General features: G+C 64.7%; 12 protein-coding genes and 1 tRNA gene. 9 read left to right on the top strand and 4 right to left on the bottom strand.

The features are described 5' to 3' along the window. Window positions 1–56 precede the first annotated feature (56 nt). The 6 genes from trxA to ABIB42_RS17425 all read left to right on the top strand — a co-directional run bounded on the left by trxA (window position 57) and on the right by ABIB42_RS17425 (window position 5,028). Window positions 57–383, top strand: a complete 327-nt coding sequence (gene trxA / locus ABIB42_RS17450; RefSeq protein WP_005665082.1) for a thioredoxin TrxA — start codon at window positions 57–59, stop codon at window positions 381–383. Window positions 384–523: 140 nt separating this feature from the next. Further along, the gene (gene rho / locus ABIB42_RS17445) at window positions 524–1,786 is read left to right on the top strand and encodes a transcription termination factor Rho (protein ID WP_005665081.1); all 1,263 of its coding nucleotides are present in this window, start codon (window positions 524–526) and stop codon (window positions 1,784–1,786) included. A 188-nt stretch (window positions 1,787–1,974) separates the two neighbouring features. After that, window positions 1,975–2,244 carry a type B 50S ribosomal protein L31 gene (locus ABIB42_RS17440; protein ID WP_005665079.1) on the top strand — a complete coding sequence of 90 codons (270 nt, stop codon included), beginning with the start codon at window positions 1,975–1,977 and terminating at the stop codon, window positions 2,242–2,244. A 111-nt stretch (window positions 2,245–2,355) separates the two neighbouring features. Next, window positions 2,356–4,077 carry an ArnT family glycosyltransferase gene (locus ABIB42_RS17435; protein ID WP_071361296.1) on the top strand — a complete coding sequence of 574 codons (1,722 nt, stop codon included), beginning with the start codon at window positions 2,356–2,358 and terminating at the stop codon, window positions 4,075–4,077. Window positions 4,078–4,352: 275 nt separating this feature from the next. Beyond that, window positions 4,353–4,820, top strand: coding sequence for a hypothetical protein (locus ABIB42_RS17430; protein ID WP_005665077.1), 468 nt, complete (start codon window positions 4,353–4,355; stop codon window positions 4,818–4,820). 123 nt (window positions 4,821–4,943) lie between these two features. After that, window positions 4,944–5,028, top strand: a tRNA-Leu gene (locus ABIB42_RS17425). A gap of 463 nt (window positions 5,029–5,491) precedes the next feature. Here ABIB42_RS17425 and ABIB42_RS17420 read toward each other — a convergent pair. Then, window positions 5,492–6,661: an acyltransferase family protein gene (locus ABIB42_RS17420; RefSeq protein ID WP_429248711.1), complete on the bottom strand. Its 1,170-nt coding sequence runs from the start codon at window positions 6,659–6,661 to the stop codon at window positions 5,492–5,494. A gap of 642 nt (window positions 6,662–7,303) precedes the next feature. On the opposite strand from ABIB42_RS17420, the gene ABIB42_RS17415 reads away from it, so the two are divergent. The 3 genes from ABIB42_RS17415 to ABIB42_RS17405 all read left to right on the top strand — a co-directional run bounded on the left by ABIB42_RS17415 (window position 7,304) and on the right by ABIB42_RS17405 (window position 14,068). Further along, a complete protein-coding gene (locus tag ABIB42_RS17415) occupies window positions 7,304–9,499 on the top strand; it encodes a tetratricopeptide repeat protein (protein ID WP_429248710.1) in 2,196 nt (731 codons plus the stop codon). A 229-nt stretch (window positions 9,500–9,728) separates the two neighbouring features. After that, complete coding sequence (locus ABIB42_RS17410; RefSeq protein ID WP_429248709.1) at window positions 9,729–13,076, top strand: MHYT domain-containing protein; 3,348 nt, start codon at window positions 9,729–9,731, stop codon at window positions 13,074–13,076. Beyond that, a complete protein-coding gene (locus ABIB42_RS17405) occupies window positions 13,073–14,068 on the top strand; it encodes a response regulator (RefSeq protein WP_005665061.1) in 996 nt (331 codons plus the stop codon). The genes ABIB42_RS17410 and ABIB42_RS17405 overlap by 4 nt, the downstream gene beginning before the upstream one ends. Here the strand turns inward: ABIB42_RS17405 and ABIB42_RS17400 are convergent. The 3 genes from ABIB42_RS17400 to ABIB42_RS17390 are packed head-to-tail and all read right to left on the bottom strand — an operon-like array spanning window position 14,040 to window position 17,320. Then, window positions 14,040–15,221: a glycosyltransferase family 4 protein gene (locus tag ABIB42_RS17400; protein WP_005665059.1), complete on the bottom strand. Its 1,182-nt coding sequence runs from the start codon at window positions 15,219–15,221 to the stop codon at window positions 14,040–14,042. The two genes, ABIB42_RS17405 and ABIB42_RS17400, sit on opposite strands and share 29 nt — an antisense overlap. Before the next feature lie 12 nt (window positions 15,222–15,233). Beyond that, window positions 15,234–16,373 (bottom strand): glycosyltransferase family 4 protein, encoded by a 1,140-nt coding sequence (locus ABIB42_RS17395; protein WP_005665058.1) that lies wholly within the window; start codon window positions 16,371–16,373, stop codon window positions 15,234–15,236. Further along, window positions 16,370–17,320, bottom strand: a complete 951-nt coding sequence (locus ABIB42_RS17390; protein WP_005665056.1) for an NAD-dependent epimerase/dehydratase family protein — start codon at window positions 17,318–17,320, stop codon at window positions 16,370–16,372. Before ABIB42_RS17390 ends, ABIB42_RS17395 begins: the two co-directional genes overlap by 4 nt. Window position 17,321: the final 1 nt, after the last annotated feature.

Below are 17,321 nucleotides of genomic sequence, written 5' to 3'. Positions count from 1 at the left end.
CCGCATGACTTGTCTCAAGGCGTTAATAACGATTCTTACCTCACATTGAGGAAACCATGAGCGAAAACATCAAACACATCAGCGATGCATCCTTCGAAGCCGACGTGCTCAAGTCCGAGCAGCCGGTGCTGGTCGATTTCTGGGCCGAGTGGTGCGGTCCTTGCAAGATGATTGCCCCGATCCTGGAAGAAGTGGCCAAGGAATATGCAGGCAAGATCACGATCGCCAAGATGGACGTCGACGCGAACCAGGCCGTGCCGGCCCAGTTCGGCATCCGCGGCATCCCGACCCTGATCCTGTTCAAGAACGGCCAGGTCGCAGCCCAGAAAGTGGGCGCCGTCGCCAAGGGTCCGCTGACCGCTTTCATCGACAGCAACATCTGATCCAAGTAATATAGCGGCGACGGCGCGCCCGCGCAGTCGCCACGCAGTCACAATATTGGCCGGGAGTCACCCTCCCGCCTTGATTAACCCACGCAGTCCCCTCCCCTACCATATTCACCCGTCACGGGTCACCCACACACATGCATTTATCTGAACTGAAGGCGATGCACGTTTCCGCGCTGTTGGAAATGGCAATCGGCCTCGACATCGACAACGCAGCCCGCCTGCGCAAACAGGAACTGATGTTCGCGATCCTGAAGAAGCGCGCGAAGCAGGGCGAACAGATCTTCGGCGACGGCGCCCTCGAGGTCTTGCCTGACGGTTTCGGTTTCCTGCGCTCGCCGGACGCGAGCTACATGGCTTCGACCGACGACATCTATATCTCGCCGTCGCAGATCCGTCGTTTCAACTTGCATACGGGTGACTCGATCGAAGGTGAAGTGCGTACGCCGAAGGACGGCGAGCGTTACTTCGCGCTGGTCAAGGTCGACAAGGTCAACGGCGAATCGCCGGAAGCCTCGAAGCACCGCATCCTGTTCGAAAACCTGACCCCGCTGCACCCGAACGAGCCGCTGCGCCTGGAGCGCGACATGAACGGCGCCGAGAACATCACTGGCCGCATCGTCGACCTGATCTCGCCGATCGGCAAGGGCCAGCGCGGCCTGCTGGTGGCGTCGCCGAAGTCCGGCAAATCGGTCATGCTGCAGCACATCGCGCATGCGATCACCGCGAACCACCCCGACGTGACCCTGATCGTGCTCTTGATCGACGAACGTCCGGAAGAAGTGACCGAGATGCAGCGTTCGGTGCGCGGCGAAGTCGTCGCCTCGACCTTCGACGAACCGGCCACCCGCCACGTGCAGGTCGCCGAGATGGTGCTCGAGAAAGCCAAGCGCCTGGTCGAAATGAAGAAGGACGTGGTCATCCTGCTCGATTCGATCACCCGCCTGGCGCGCGCCTACAACACCGTGATCCCGGCCTCGGGCAAGGTGCTGACCGGCGGTGTCGACGCCAACGCGCTGCAGCGTCCGAAGCGCTTCTTCGGCGCCGCCCGTAACGTCGAGGAAGGCGGCTCGCTGACCATCGTCGCGACCGCGCTGATCGAGACCGGCTCGCGCATGGACGACGTGATCTACGAAGAATTCAAGGGCACCGGCAATATGGAAGTGCACCTGGAGCGCCGCCTGGCCGAGAAGCGCGTCTATCCGGCGATCAACCTGAACAAATCGGGCACCCGCCGCGAAGAGCTGCTGATCAAGCCGGATCAGCTGCAGAAGATCTGGATCCTGCGCAAGCTGCTGTACTCGATGGACGAGATCGAGGCGATGGAGTTCATCCTCGACAAGATGCGCGCGACCAAGAACAATGTCGAATTCTTCGACATGATGCGCCGCGGCGGCTGACCAGCCCCAGCGCAACGCGTGCAGAGGCAGCCTTCGGGCTGCCTTTTTGTTTGGCATTGCCTGACGCCGGAAACCGCTTTATAATCTCCGGTTCAGTCCAACCCCTGGCAAGTGATCGGCAATCGGGTCAAGAAGCTGTTCGACCGACGAAGTGCTGTTTGGCTACCAACTCAATAGAAAGCAGAACCATGAAGACCGATACCCATCCAGATTACCGCGAAGTCGTCTTCCACGACCTGTCGTGCGACTTCAAATTCGTGACCCGTTCGACCATCAACACCCGCGAAACGATCACCCACGAAGGTAAAGAATACCCACTGGTCAAGATCGAGGTGTCCGCTGAATCGCACCCGTTCTTCACCGGCAAGCACAAGATCGTCGACACCGCTGGCCGCGTCGAGAAGTTCCGCCAGAAGTTCGGTTCGGTCGGCTCGAAGACCTCGGTCGCCAACGGCTAATTGCCGCAGTAGAATCTTCGAAGCCTTCGGGCTTCGCGAAAGAAGCCGGCCTGCCCGGCTTCTTTTTTTTCGCAGCTATACTGCGCTTTATTTTATCCATCAGATTCGCCGATGAAACCAGTCCGTCTCCCCGCCGCCGCCACCCTGGCGCTGCCCCGCTGGGCCCTGCTTGCGCTGGGCATGCTGTACATCCTGCCCGGCATCATCGGCCGTGATTTGTGGAAGGAAGACGCGGGCAGCTTCGGCATCATGTGGACCATGGCGCACGGTGGCCTGGATGACTGGCTGTACCCGAACATTGCCGGCCTGGCCAGCGTCGACGAGGGCCCGCTGGCCTTCTGGCTGGGCGCCATCTGCATCAAGCTGTTCGGCTGGATCCTGGGCGACGTGCTGGCCGCGCGCGTCTCGACCATCGGCATCTTCGTGCTGGGCACGATGTCGCTGTGGTACACCGCCTTCCACCTTGGCCGGCGCGCCGAGGCGCAGCCGCTGCGCCTGGCCTTCGGCGGCCAGCCCGAGCCCGACGACTATGGCCGCACGCTGGGCGACACCGCCGTCCTGATCTACCTCGGCAGCCTTGGCCTGCTGCTGCAAAGCCACCTGACCCTGGCCGCGACCCTGCAGGGCGCGCTGCTGGCCTATTTCCTGTACCGCGCCGTGCGCTACGTCGAGCACACCAGCACCCGCAATGCGGTGCTGGTCGGCGTCGCCCTGGGCGCCCTGACCCTGACCCAGGGCTTCCTGCCGCCGCTGGTGCTGATCGTGGCCCTGTTCGCCTGCACCCGCTACCTCGACATGCCGGCCGGCCAAGCGCTGCGCCACCTGCTGGTGGCGGCCGGCGTCGGCTTCGGCCTGACCCTGGTGTGGATCCTGCCCGCCGTCGTCGTGCAGCCGTATGGCCTGCCGCCGGTGGCCGACTGGCTGGCCTGGAACGCGGAGCAGTTCGGCCTGCCCGGCTGGGTGGCGGTGAAGACCTTCTTCCGCATCGGCGTCTGGTTCTTCTGGCCGGCCTGGCCCTTCGCGATCTGGGCGGTCTGGGCCTGGCGCCGCCAGCAGCAGATGCTGCACATCGTGCTGCCGGTGTTCTTCTTCCTGGCCCTGGTGCTGCAACTGCTGTGCGACCCGGTGCCCGAGAACAGCGACTTCCTCAAGATGCTGCCGCCGCTGGCCCTGATGGCCGCCTTCGGCTTGCCGACCATGAAGCGCGGCGCGATCAACGCCATCGACTGGTTCTCGGTGATGGTGCTGACCATGCTGGGCGCCACCATCTGGCTGTTCTGGATCGCCAAGCTGACCGGCTGGCCGGCCCAGCTGGCCAAGAACGCGCTCAAGCTGGTGCCCGGCTTCACGCCCGAAATCGGCATCGTCACCTTCACCGTGGCGGCCGCCGCCAGCGTCGGCTGGGTGATGCTGGTGCACTGGCGCCTGTCGCGCCAGCCGGCGGTGCTGTGGCGCGCGGTGGTGCTGTCGTCCGGCGGCCTGATCCTGCTGTGGGTGCTGTTGATGACTCTGTTCCTGCCCGACCTGAACTACGGCAAGAGCTACGCCGGCGTGGCCCAGCAGATCGCGGCGCGCCTGCCGGCCGACACCGACTGCATCGAGACCAATGTCGGCCCGGCCCAGCGCGCCTCGCTGGCCTATTACGGACGCCTGCCCTTCGTCACCCTGGCCGGCGGCAAGTGCGACTACGTGCTGCTGCAGGACAGCCTGCGCAGCCGCAACGACCGCGCGCTGCTGCGCAAATGGGGCGTGCGCAACACGATCCCGCTGTGGGAAGGCCGGCGCGCCTCGGACCGCGATGAGCGCTTCAGATTGTTCCGCCGCACGCAGTAAAACATGCACCTCGACAAGCCGCACACCGTGCGGCTTGTTCGTTTTAAGGAGCTTGCAGGCAACGAACTTCACCTGTGCGCGGCATGTGTTGCCAATATGAGAACCTGTTTGCAAAGGATGCGTGTTTGCGCGGAGTCAAGCACCGGCCGGGGGCCGCTCGTCACAATGGGCGAGTCGATGCAGATCAATTACCGGGCTGAATGGGGTGTTGCGTCACTATAAATTGAGGCGTCAACATGGACCGTTGCACAAGATGCTGTGAGGGAGAGATCACCATGAAGAGTGTGACGTTTTCAGAAATCGTACGCGTCCGGGAGCGACCCGGGTTTCTACGGCGCATCGACACCTGGCGCCAATCCCTGCCCTGGGCGCTGACCCTGCTGGGCGGGCTGCCGCTGCTGGTGCTGGCGCAGCATGTGATCGACCCCGACACGCCGTTGCCCTACCTGGTGCTGCCGGCCATCGTGGGCGGTCTGCTGCCCGTCTGGATGCTCGGGCCTGGCCGCTTCGAGATGCGCACCCGCTTCGATGCCCACTACATGATCAGCACGCTCGACGAAGCACTCGGCGCGCTCGGCTACCGGCGTACCGCGACCGACAGCACCAGCATCCGCTACTTCCGCCCGCGCCCCTGGCTGCGTGGGCAAGAAGGCGCGATCAATGTCGCGGTGCGCGAGCACGTGCTGGAGATCGTCGGGCCGGTGGGGAGCTTGCGGTTGTTGCAGCATCGGATCGCGCGCTGAGCCATTGCGCCGGGCCTGGCTTGGCTGCGTGCGCAGGGGTGAGTTGAAGCCGCGTTGTGCCAATTTCTTTCGCACACTGGTCAGTTGTGTGCGCCATGTGCTAAGATTCGCGCCTGCTATTGGGCCTCTGTGGCGGAATTGGTAGACGCACTTGACTCAAAATCAAGCGCCGAAAGGCGTGCCGGTTCGATTCCGGCCGGAGGCACCACTGATAGACAGTATTAGCGAAACCCGCACACTTCTTCGGAAGAGCGGGTTTTTTGCTTTTCAAGCTGGGCCGCTTGCTAGCGTACGATGTGCCACTAGCGGCAAGCGGATCGCAAACGCCATCCCGCCCACCAAAAAGCGACAGGAGCACGTCTGACAATCGGACACGGGCTCAGCAGTTATTGCCCAATACCCGGGATTACTGTAGAGGCCATGTCCGATTGTCAGACGTGACCCTCCGGAGTGACCCTCCGGATGTGACCCTCCGGATGTGTTGCTGAACTATCTGAAGCTGTACGACCACCAGATTCCACAACAGGCCACTGGCAGGAAAACGTCGATGCTGGCACTCAATGACTGGCATAGAGAATAGCCCTAGCTATTCGTTAAATGCGTCTATGATCAGACGGGAATTGACTACTAGGATTCGAATCGATCCGAGCAGCAAACGCGTCCTCGTCAACTCATGGCACGCTACGGGGCATCACTTCTCTATCGACATCGTCATGTTCGTTTTTCCGAACAGCAAGTAAAGCATCTGAAATAAAGGGAGTAGCATTTTCCGGTTTCTTCTTCCGCGCCCAGGTGCTATTCAAGTAGTTCCTGGCGGGCGCCTCAATTAGATAATACGACAATACTCCGGCAAGCAATGCCAAAAGAAACGCAGCCGAAGTTGAAATTAGTCCTTTATTCTTCAGTGCATAAAATGGCTGTTGCCATAAGTACAGTGAATATGACCATAACCCAAGCTTGCGCAGTGCGGGAAGCGAAAGGGCTCGCAGCATCCACTCAGGTGCTTTATGGAGAATGTTTACTGTCAGCGCCAGCGAGACCAGGCCGACCACCATAGTCACTGCGGGTGGAGCACTTGTGCTATAAGTTACTATCGCAATGATTGGTAGCGTATAAAAAACGAAGGGCGGGATCGATCTATTAATCCCGTTTCGCAGGCATAGAAGCAAAAATCCGGAGAAGAAGATGCCGAACGCGGCAACTTCCGTGTGGATCAACTTCTCGCGGTAAAGCGCAGGGCCGGAAAATTTTATCGTATATACCGCTGCCATGATGATGCAGCAGAATGAAAGCATTCCCAGTGCAATCCGTTGTCTCTCGATTTTACTTGGAAAAAAAATCACAAGCGCCGATAATACTATATAGCTGTGCTCTTCGACCGACAGTGACCATATATGATCGAAAGGAAGCGCATTTCCGAATCCGACAGGATAATAATTTCTTATGAGCGCGGTAGCGCCTAGTGCCGTCCCCCACGACACAGGAAGTCCCGCGATCAAATAGGAAATAATCGTTATCGCGATAAAGGCATATAGAGCGGGGAAAATCCTCGAAATTCGTCGCTTATAGAACGTCGGAAGCGGGGTTTCGTGTAGGAAAAGCTGCTTTGCCATAAGGAAACCCGACAAAACAAAGAAAAAATGCACGCCAGCAGTTCCACAAAATTTGAGTTGCCAGTAGGGAAAGAAATGTCCGACCAGCAGTAGTGAAATAGCGATTCCCCGCCATCCGTCCAAGTAGTCCAATTGCTGACCACTCGCCAGATGGCTGCTGCCTGATGTATTTGTATTTTGCACAGTTCCCCCTTCGCGGGTTAGATGGCCCAATCGACCCTCGAACATTTTTGTTCATGCTGAGGAAAGACCGAGATAGCCGCATTTCTATCGAAAGCACGCCAGACCATGTGACATCGCTATCGCAGTATCGACGGGGAGTGTACAGACATGATTTCTTTTTAACAAGAAAATTCGTTGCGTAGAATTACGAGTGCTGTGTCCTGTGATGCGACTCAAGTGTCGGCATAGGCAGGATAGGTCGTCCGCCCCTGATCGATAGTGAAATGAGCGCAGCAACGCGCCAAATGCATGATCGCGTGAGGGTTGCCCGCTTGCAGGGAGCCCTATCCATCCGTGAAGCAAACCCATTACAGGGGTCAGTCGCGGGGTCACATCTGACGATCCCCTGTGTCACGCTAGTTGTCACTTTATTATTTGGGAGAGACATAAGTAAAGGGTATCTGCAGCTTTCATCGAGCAAACCTTGGTGAAGGTTGGAGTTGGAATCGTCGGCAAATAACCACTCCCCAAAATTACGCACCGATCCACTAAGCATCTGATTATTATGGATTTCAGATTCCGGCCGGAGGCACTAACCTAACCAAGCTTGAAACCCGCGTCCTTCCCCGGACCAGCGGGTTTTTTGTTATCCAGCCCGCGCATGCCCTCTCCTTGACCCCCGCCCGCCTCATACCCTAATGTAGCGCCATGAGCACGCTCCCCCCCAGCGCCGACGTCCTCCAGATCGTCGACCAGGCCATGCAGGCCGCACACCACGAAACCGAAGCGGGCAACCTCGAGCAGGCGCTGGCCCTGTACGGGGCGGTGCTCGACCTCCAGCCCGGCCACGCCGGCGCCCACCACGCCGTGGGCGTGCTGGCCAGCCGCGCCGGCGATGCCGAGACGGCGATCCCGCATTTCGCCGCCGCCCTGGAAGCCGACCCCGGCCAGGAGGCCCACTGGCTGGCCTATCTCGCCGCCCTGATCGAGGCGCGCCAGTTCGCCGCCGCCGCTGAACTGCTCCAGCTCGGCCGGACCCACGGCCTGCAAGGTCAGGCGATCGACGACATCGAACGGCAGTTGGCCAGCTCGGGCGCGCCCGATAGCAGCGAGATCGACGCCGCCGCCGCCTTGTTCGCGCAGGGACGCACCGAGGAAGCGGAGCACGCCGCGCGTGCGCTCGTCGAACGCTTCCCCCAGCACTCATTCGGCTGGAAATTATTAGGTGGCATTTATCACCGGCGCGGCGACGCGCATGGGGCCCTGAATGCCATGGCCATGTCGGCCAGGTTCGACCCCGACGATGCCGAAACGCTCAGCAACCTGGGCATGCTCTTGATGCGCGCCAACCGGCTGGACGAATCGGAGAACGTGCTGCGGCGCGCCCTCGCGCTGCGGCCCGGCAACGTGGATGCCCACAACCACCTGGCCATCACCCTGGCCGAGCGTGGACGGCTGTCCGAGGCGCAGGCCAACGCCAACGCGGCGCTGGCGCTCGATCCGCGGCATGAAAAGGCGGCCATCACGCTTGCGCTGATCCTGCAGACCCAGGGCCGGCTGGTCGAAGCGGTGGCCGTCTATCGCGACTTGTTGGAGCGAAATCCGGAGCAGACCGATGCCCACAGCAATATGCTGTTCTGCCTGAGCGAAATGCCCGGGCTGACGCCGGACGCACTGTTCGCCGAACACCGGTTGTACGGCAAGCTGGTCGAACAAAGGACCGCGCCGCCCGCCGCCCTGGACAACACGCCGGAGCCGGAGCGGCGCCTGCGCGTCGGCTTCGTGTCGGGCGACCTGCGCAACCACGCGGTCGCCTCCTTCATCGAACCGGTCTTCGAGCGCCTCGGGCAGCGCCCCGGGCTGACGCTGCATGCCTACTACAACCATACCCTGGTCGACGCGGTCACCGAACGCCTGCGTGGCCACCTGCCCCATTGGCGCGATGTCGCCGCGCTCGACGATGAGGAACTGGAGCGGCAGGTGCGCGCCGACGGCATCGACATCCTGATCGACCTGTCGGGCCACACCGCCTTCAACCGGCTGCCCGCCTTCGCGCGCCGGCTGGCGCCGGTCCAGGCGTCCTGGATCGGCTATCCCGGCACCACCGGCCTGGCGGCGATGGATTACTACCTGGTCGACCGAAAATTCCTGCCTCACGGACAGTATGACCACCTGTTCGTGGAAAAACTGGTGCAGTTGCCGCTGTTGATACCCTTCGAGCCGGTGGCCAGCGCGCCCGACGTCGGCCCGTTGCCCGCCCTGGCCAACGGCTACGTCACGTTCGGCAGCTTCAACCGTCTCAGCAAGTTCAACAGCGAAGTGATCAAGGCCTGGGGGATGCTGCTGCGCGCGCTGCCCGATGCGCGGCTGCTGGTAGGCGGCATGCCGGAACAGCACGACCATGCCCAGCTGCGCGCCTGGCTGGACCACGAAGGCATCGCCGCGCACCGGGTCGACTTCCATGGCCGCATCGGGCTGAACGATTACCTGAAGCTGCACCAGCAGGTCGACCTGTGCCTCGACACCTTCCCGTACCCGGGCGGCACCACGACCATGCACGCCGGCTGGATGGGCGTGCCGACCCTGACCCTGGACGCAGGCACCGTGACCGGACGACAAACCGCCTGCTTCCTCGAGCATTGCGGGCTGCACCATTTCGTCGCGCACAGCGCCGACGATTTCGTCGCCAAGGGCCTGGCCATCTGCGGCGACCTGGCGGCGCTGGCGGCGCTGCGCGCCACCCTGCGCGAACGTTATGCGCTGCCCACGTCGGACTCCATGACCCGGGTCGCCGACGGCATCGAGCACGCGCTACGCCTGATGTGGCGCCGCTGGTGCCAGGGCCTGCCGCCGGCCAGCTTCGAGGCGACGCTGCCGCCCGGCCCGGCCGACGCCACGCGATAAGCGGCGCCGGGACGCCCGATTCGCCGGGCGCGCCGTCCCGCGCGCTCCGGCATGCCAAGACCATAATCCTTGAACAAGGAATGCACAAAAATGGTCGCTCAGGCGCTACAAAACCGCGCCAATCGTCTGTTCATTCCGGTCGCCAACAACATTTCCAGCCGGGAAAATGCCATACTTCGTGGTCATGCCTTACGGACAGAACTCTCCTGTCTTGACTACCCACGAATTCATGTTGCAACTATTTAACGCCCCTACCGACCCGTCCATGCTCGCCTATGGCGTCTATGAGCCACGCCTGGTCGTGCTGTCGCTGCTGGTGGCGATCTTTTCTTCCTGGATGGGCTTGCAGATCACCGGTCGCGCCAGCAGCAATCCCGCGCACCGCGCCATCGTGCTCGGCGCCGGCAGCCTGGCGCTGGGGGCCGGCGTGTGGTCGATGCATTTCATCGGCATGCTCGCCTTTAACCTGTGCACGCCGGTCCATTACGACCATGGCATCACCCTGCTGTCGGCCCTGCCCAGCATCGGCGCGTCCTGGGTCGCGCTCAACCTGATCTCGCGTCCCCAGCTGCGCCTGGCGCACCTGCTGGTGGGCGGGGTGCTGGTCGGCGCCGGTATCGGCGCCATGCACTACACCGGCATGGCCGGCATGCGCATGCGCCTCGACCTCCACTACGATCCTGCCATGTTCGCGCTGTCGATCGTGGTCGCGGTGGTGCTGGCCACGCTGGCGCTGGGCGTGCGCCATGGCCTGTCGCGCTGCAAGTCGATGACCGATGCGCGCCGCCTGCTGATCGCGGCGGTGGTGATGGGCTGCGCCATCGCCGGCATGCACTACACCGGCATGGCGGCGGCGCGCTTCTCCGGCGAGGTCGACCCGCTGGGCCTGAACGGTTCCAACAGCGACTTCCTGGCGCTGTCGATCACGCTCATCACGGTGGCGTTGTCGCTGGGCGTGGTGGCCACCAATGGCCTGCTGCGCTACCGCGAGATGTACCTCGGCCTGGCGCGCAGCGAAGCCTGGATGCGCGCGCTGCTCACCACCACCGTCGACGGCGTGATCACGGTCGGACGCGACGGCGCCATCACCGAATTCAACGCCTCGGCCGAGCGCATCTTCGGCTGGAAGCGCGACGAGATCGTCGGCCGCAACATCGCTGTGCTGCTCAACGAAAATGACCGCAAGTCCGAGCGCGGCCTGCTGTACGTGCTGTCCCGGGGCAGCCTGGAAGGCGTCAACACCAGCACCGAGACCTTCGGCCTGCGCAAGGACGGCAGCCTGGTGCCGGTGCGCGGCGCGATGGGGCACGCCAAGCTGGGCGACCAGGACCTGTTCGTCTGCTTCGTCACCGACATCAGCGAGCGGCGCGCCATGGAAGGGGCGCTGCGCGACAGCGAGCAGCAGTTCCGTTCCCTGATCGGCAACATCCCCGGCATCTCCTACCGCAGCAAGCTCAGTGGCGACTGGCCGATGGTCTTCATCAGCGACGCGGTCGAGCGCGTCACCGGCTATCCGGCCGCCGACTTCCTGGGCGAGCCGCCGCGGCGCGTGTTCGGGGCCCTGATCCATGCCGAAGACCGCATCCGGGTGGCGAAGGCGACCGGCGCCGCGCTGCGCGAAGGCCGGCCCTACCTGGTCGAATACCGCCTGCTGCACGCCGACGGCGGCGTGCGCTGGCTGTGGGAAAACGGCACCGCGGTGCGCGACGAGGCCGGCGACGTACAATGGCTGGACGGCGTCATCCTCGACATCACCGAGCGCCGCCAGATGGAAGAAGCGCTGCGCGCCGCCAAGGAAACCGCCGAGCAGGCCGCCGCCGCGCGCGCGACTTTCGTGGCCAATATGAGCCACGAGATCCGCACCCCGATGAATTCGATCCTGGGCTTCACCGACGTGCTGCTGGACGGCGACCTGGACGTGGAGCAGCGGCGCCACCTGGACACCATCCGCAGCGCCGGCCGCGCCCTGCTGCGCCTGCTCAACGAGATTCTCGACACCGCCAAGCTCGAAAAAGGCGCGGTGGAGCTGGAACAGAACGACTACAACCTGCTGTCGCTGATCGACGAACTGTCCTCGACCCTGGCCGCGAACGCGCGCGCCAAGGGCCTGCACCTGGACATCCAGTACGATCCGGCGCTGCCGACCGGCCTGCGCGGCGACGAGCTGCGCATGCGCCAGGTGCTGACCAACCTGCTGGACAACGCGATCAAGTTCACCGCCAGGGGCAGCGTGACGCTCAAGGTCGGCGCCGAAGGCGACCAGCTGTGCATCGCCGTGAGCGACACCGGGATCGGCATCGCGCCCGAGCGCCTGGCCGCCATCTTCGACCCGTTCACCCAGGCCGACGCCTCGATGACGCGCCGCTTCGGCGGCACCGGTCTCGGCACCACGATCAGCAAGCAGCTGGTCGAGCTGATGGGCGGCCGGATCTGGGCCGAGAGCGAGCTTGGATGCGGGACCACCTTCCACGTGCGGGTGCCGCTGGTGCTGGCGCGCTTCGCCAGCCAAGCGCCGCGCGTGCGCAGCGCCGCCGTGCTGCCGCCGCTGCGCGTGCTGGTGGCCGACGACGTGCCGCAGAACCTGGAATTGATGCAGCTCCTGATGACGCGCCGCGGCCACACCATGACCGCGGTGCGCGACGGCGCCGCCGTGGTCGAACTCGCGGCCAGCGGCGAATTCGACCTGGCGCTGATGGACTTCCAGATGCCGACCATGGACGGCCTGGCCGCCACCCGCGCGATCCGCGAGCAGGAACAGGCCAGCGGGCGCAGTCGCCTGCCGGTGATCGCGATGACGGCCAGCGTGCTGGCCGAACACCGCCAGGCCAGCGTCGACGCCGGCATGGACGGTTTCGCCAGCAAGCCGGTCGACTGGTTCGCGCTGTCGCACGAAATCGCGCGCGTGCTCGGACTGCCCGGCAGCGCGCCGGACGCACATGCCGCGCCCAATGCGGCGCGCGAAGTGCTGAACCGGCGCGCCGGCCTGCACCGCTGGAGCAACCGCGAGGACGCCTATGCCGAGGCGCTCGACCACTTCGCCCGCCAGTACGCCGCGCTGGGCCAGGCGCTGCGCCTGCACGCCGCCGGCGGCGAGCACCAGCAGCTGCGCATGTTGGCGCACAAGGTGCGCGGCGCGGCCGCCAACGTCGGCCTCGAGCTGCTGGCCGACTCCCTGGCCGGCCTGGAGCAGGCCACCGACGCGGTGCCGACCGATGCGCGCCAGGTCGCCAATGCCCTGGTGATGGCGAACAATGCGCTGGACGCGGCGCTCGAGGCGCTGCGCAGCGTCGCCGCGACGCCCGCGCCAGTCGCGCCGGGCAGCACGGTCGACCTGGCGCGCGCGCGGCGCGCCGCCGGCGTGCTGCTCGAGGCGCTGCGCCGCGGCGCCCTGAACGACGGCGCCATGGCCAGCCTGGCCGCGGCGCTGGCGGCGCATCCGGCCGCCACCCGCGTGACCCAGGTCCAGTCGGCGATCGCCGACTTCGACTTCGACCTCGCCCTCGGGCACCTGGAAGCCGTCATCGGCCTGCTGGGTGATGGGGCGCTTGACGACGTTTCCAACGAATCCCCAGCATGAGCCAACCGAATACCCGCCCGTTGATCCTCGCGGTCGACGACGAAGCCAGCAACCTGCAGCTGCTGCGCCAGATCCTGCAGGACCACTACCGCCTGCTGTTCGCCAAGGACGGCGCGCGCGCGCTCGAACTGGCGCGCCAGGAGCAGCCCGACCTGGTGCTGCTGGACGTGATGATGCCCGGGATGTCGGGCTACGAAGTGTGCGCCGCCCTCAAGGCGCACCCCGCCACCGCCTCGACCCCGGTGATTTTTGTCACCGCCCTGACCGAGACCGCCGACGAAGTCGAAGGCTTCGAGGCCGGCGCGGTCGACTACATCACCAAGCCGGTCAGCCCGCCGGTGGTGCGCGCGCGCGTGCGCACCCACCTGTCGCTGGTGCGGATGGAAGAGCTGCGCGCCAGCCGCCTCGAGATCGTGCAGCGCCTGGGCCTGGCGGCCGAGTACAAGGACAACGAGACCGGCCTGCACGTGATCCGCATGAGCCACTTCTCGCGCATCCTCGGCATCGCCGCCGGCATGACGGAGCATGAAGCCGACGACCTGCTGCACGCGGCGCCGATGCACGACGTGGGCAAGATCGGCATCCCCGACCGCATCCTGCAGAAACCGGGGCCGCTCGACGCCGAGGAATGGAAGATCATGCAGGGCCACGTGACGATCGGCGCCGAGATCATCGGCGAGCACGATGGCGGCATGCTGGCGCTGGCGCGCCAGATCGCGCTGACCCACCACGAGAAATACGATGGCAGCGGCTATCCGAACGGCCTGGCAGGAGAGGATATTCCGCTGGTGGGCAGGATCGTGGCGATCGCCGACGTGTTCGACGCGCTGACCTCGGTGCGGCCGTACAAGAAGGCCTGGACCGAAGAAGAAGCGGTCAATTTCTTGCGTGAACAGAAGGGCCGCCACTTCGATCCGCAGCTGGTGGAGCTGTTCGCCGACCAGATGCCGGCGATCCGCGAGATCAGGTCGAGGTGGGCGGAGACGGCCTGACTGACCCCGGGTCGGCGACCGTGCCGCTCGGCTTGACGGCGCGCCGCGCCACCAGCTCGTGGTACAGCGCCGTGTAGTTGGCCGCCATCTGCTCGGACGTGAACAGCTCTTCGAAGCGCTGCTCGGCGCGCCGGCCCATGGCGCGCGCCATGTCCGGGTTGTCCCACAAGGTGCGCATCGCCGCGCGCAGCGCCTGCGGGTCGGACGGCGGCACCACCAGGCCGGTGTCGCCATCGACGTTGATATAGGTGGTGCCGGTGCCGATCTCGCTCGAGATCATCGGCTTGCCGTACATCGCGCCTTCGAGCAGCGAGATGCCGAAGGCTTCCGAGCGCAGGTGAGACGGGAAAGCCACGGCATAGCACAGGGTCAGCAGCGCCGCCTTGTCCGGTTCGTCGATCGCCCCGACGAACATCACGTTGGACAGGCCCAGGCGCGCGGCCTGTTCCTTGAGCTCTCCCTCGATCGGCCCGGCGCCGACGATCACGATCGGATAGTCGAGACCCCTGGCCGCCTCGAGCAGGATGTGCAGGCCCTTGTAGTAGCGCAGCACGCCCACGAACAGGAAGAACTTCGGACCCACGCGCTCGCGCCAGTGCGCCAGGCGGGCCGGCTCGGGCTGCGGATAGGTGCCGCGGTCCAGGCCGAAGGGAATGACCGAGGTTTTTTGCCTGTAACGCGCCAGCACGGTCGACGACCCGAGGTAGTTGGGCGAGGTGGCGACGATCGCGTCGACGCTCTTGAGGAAGCGGTGCTTGAGCGGCTGGTACAGGCGCAGCAGGTGGCGCTGGCGCACGATGTCGGAGTGGTAGGTGACCACCGTCGGCTTGTCGACCCGGGCCATGAAATGGGCCAGGTCCATGAACGGCCAGGGGAAGTGGTAGTGCACCACGTCGGCCTGCTTCGCCAGGCGCGCCAGCGCGCCGATCGACTGCACCGAGATGGCGTTGGACGCGATCTCGGCATTGAGCGGCACGCGGTGGACCATATGGCCTTCGAATTCGAACGGGTCCAGCTTGTCCTGGCGCGACAGCGACAGCACCGTATTGCTCACGCCGAGGCGGCCGGTGCCCACGCACATCTGGCGGATCACCTGTTCGACCCCGCCCACCGAATCCGGGTGGTAGGTCTTGTAGAAATGAAGGACACGCATAATCAGCTCAGCTTACTGCGAAAGGACGGCACGGTACACCTCCGCCGTCAGGCGTGCGGTGTTTTGCCATGTGAGTTGTTCGGCGCGAGCGCGTCCGGCGGCGATACAGCGCGCGCGCGCAACACCGTCCGTGGCCAGGATGCGCATGGCGTCGGCGATGGCGCCGCTTGACGACGGATCGACCAGCAACGCCGCGTCGCCCGCGACTTCCGGCAGCGAGGTCGTGTTCGAGGCCACCACCGGCACGTTCGAGGCGAAGGCTTCCAGTACCGGAATGCCATAGCCCTCGTACAAGGAAGGAAAAACGAAGACGCCGGCGCCGGCATACAGGTCGCGCAATTGCCCATGGTCGGTCAAGCGATCCAGCCAGACCACGTTCTCGCCCGCCGCCTGCGCCGCCCTGATCGACGCCACCAGGGCTTCGCTGCGCGCGCCGGGCGCGCCGACGATCACCAGGCCGCGCTCGCCGCGCAAGGGGGCGGGCAGCGCGAGATACGCTTCCAGCAGGCGTCCGACGTTCTTGCGCGGCTGCAGGGTGCCAACGAAGAAGAAATAGCCAGGTTGCAGGCCGTAGGCATCGAGGGTTGCCTCGATCGAGCGCGGTGCGGGTGCGGCGAGCCATTCCTCGTCGACGCCGCAGGGCACCACCGAGATGCGCCGCTCGTCGACGCCGAAGCATTCGACCAGTTCGTCGATGGCGAAGTGCGACAGCGCGATCACGTGGTCGGCCTTGCGCGCCGCCTTGGCCTGGAGCCAGTTCTTGAGCTTGCGCAGGCGCGGGTTGCACCATTCCGGGTGCTTGATCGGCAGGGCATCGTGCAGGCTGGCCACCACCGGGCAATCCATGCGAACCACGCGGTAATCGGTCACGTGGAAGATATCGGCCGGCATGTGGACACGGTGCGCGCCGGGCGTCACCAGGTCGGTCAGGGTCGCCGCCTCGAACGATCGGGGGAAGGCCTGGCCGATGGAGATACCCGCATCGCCCTGGCGCAGGCGGGGCCAGGAAAACGGCGCCACCTCGCAGCCCGTTGCGGGCAGGTGCTGCATCAGGGCCCGGGTGTACACGCCGATGCCGTCCAGCCGGCCACCGGTCAAACCGGGCTCGACCATGGTCGTGCCCAGACCGACCTTGATGACTGCCGGTTTCACGCCCTGTACATCCAGTCCAGCGTCTCGTGCAGCGGGGTCGGCGCCAGGTCGCCGATCACGGCGGCCAGCTTGCGATTGCTGCCAGTCAGTTGAAGCACGTCGTTGGCGCGCACGAAGGCGGGATTCACCTGCACATCGATGCGGTAGCCGGCGATCTCGCCCATGGTCTCGATGACGCTCGAGAGCGAGTGCGGGGTGCCCGAGCAGACGTTGAAGGCTTCGCCGGCGGGCGCCGCCGCCAGCAGGCGGCGATAGCTGCGCGCCACCATGCGCACGTCGGAGAAATCACGCGCGATGGCGAGGTTGCCCAGTTCGATGCGTTGTTCGTTGCGGCGGAAGTGGTTGACGATCTTGGGCAGCAGGAAATTCTCGGCCTGGCCCACGCCGGTGTAATTGAATGGACGCACGATCGTGATCGGCAGCTTGTCCATCCACAGGCGCGCCATGTATTCCATCGCCAGCTTGCTGACCGCGTAGTCGTTGGCCGGCGCCGGCGGCACGCTTTCGTCGATCACCGGCACGTTGGCATTGCCGTAGATATTTGCCGACGACGCCAGCAGCACGCTGGTGGGACGATGCGCCCCGGCGGCCAATGCCTCCAGCAGGTTGCGCGTGCCCACCACGTTGACGCGGTAGATCGCCTCGACGTTGGCATGGCCCACGAAGGCGATGCCGGCCAGGTGGGCCACGACGTCGGGCCTGGCCTCGGCGACCATGGCGGCCACCGCGTCACGGTCGCACAGGTCGACCGCGAACATGTCGGGCCCGGTTTCCTCGCCCGGCATCACGGTGCCGAGCACGCGGTAACCCGCGGCGGTCAGCTCCTGCGCCAGGTAATGGCCGGTGAAGCCGCGCAGGCCCGTGATCAGGGCGCGGCGGCCCTCCCCTTCGCGCCCGCTCGCCTGCTTGGCGAGGGCGGAAACGTCATCCGTGGCCAGGCGCGTCATA

Source organism: Massilia sp. UYP32 (genome assembly GCF_050434365.1).
In the GTDB taxonomy this organism is placed as follows: domain Bacteria; phylum Pseudomonadota; class Gammaproteobacteria; order Burkholderiales; family Burkholderiaceae_D; genus Telluria; species Telluria timonae.
The sequence above is the reverse complement of the archived record's forward strand: the minus strand, read 5'-3'. Positions and strand labels throughout refer to the sequence as shown.

What these genes read in the sequence shown, in the direction of transcription:
- rho (WP_005665081.1), top strand. Translation starts at nt 524, where the DNA reads ATGCATTTATCTGAACTGAAGGCGATGCACGTTTCCGCGCTGTTGGAA.
- ABIB42_RS17400 (WP_005665059.1), bottom strand. Translation starts at nt 15,221, where the DNA reads ATGCGTGTCCTTCATTTCTACAAGACCTACCACCCGGATTCGGTGGGC.
- ABIB42_RS17415 (WP_429248710.1), top strand. Translation starts at nt 7,304, where the DNA reads ATGAGCACGCTCCCCCCCAGCGCCGACGTCCTCCAGATCGTCGACCAG.
- ABIB42_RS17405 (WP_005665061.1), top strand. Translation starts at nt 13,073, where the DNA reads ATGAGCCAACCGAATACCCGCCCGTTGATCCTCGCGGTCGACGACGAA.
- ABIB42_RS17435 (WP_071361296.1), top strand. Translation starts at nt 2,356, where the DNA reads ATGAAACCAGTCCGTCTCCCCGCCGCCGCCACCCTGGCGCTGCCCCGC.
- ABIB42_RS17420 (WP_429248711.1), bottom strand. Translation starts at nt 6,661, where the DNA reads ATGTTCGAGGGTCGATTGGGCCATCTAACCCGCGAAGGGGGAACTGTG.
- ABIB42_RS17390 (WP_005665056.1), bottom strand. Translation starts at nt 17,320, where the DNA reads ATGACGCGCCTGGCCACGGATGACGTTTCCGCCCTCGCCAAGCAGGCG.
- ABIB42_RS17430 (WP_005665077.1), top strand. Translation starts at nt 4,353, where the DNA reads ATGAAGAGTGTGACGTTTTCAGAAATCGTACGCGTCCGGGAGCGACCC.
- trxA (WP_005665082.1), top strand. Translation starts at nt 57, where the DNA reads ATGAGCGAAAACATCAAACACATCAGCGATGCATCCTTCGAAGCCGAC.
- ABIB42_RS17410 (WP_429248709.1), top strand. Translation starts at nt 9,729, where the DNA reads ATGTTGCAACTATTTAACGCCCCTACCGACCCGTCCATGCTCGCCTAT.
- ABIB42_RS17440 (WP_005665079.1), top strand. Translation starts at nt 1,975, where the DNA reads ATGAAGACCGATACCCATCCAGATTACCGCGAAGTCGTCTTCCACGAC.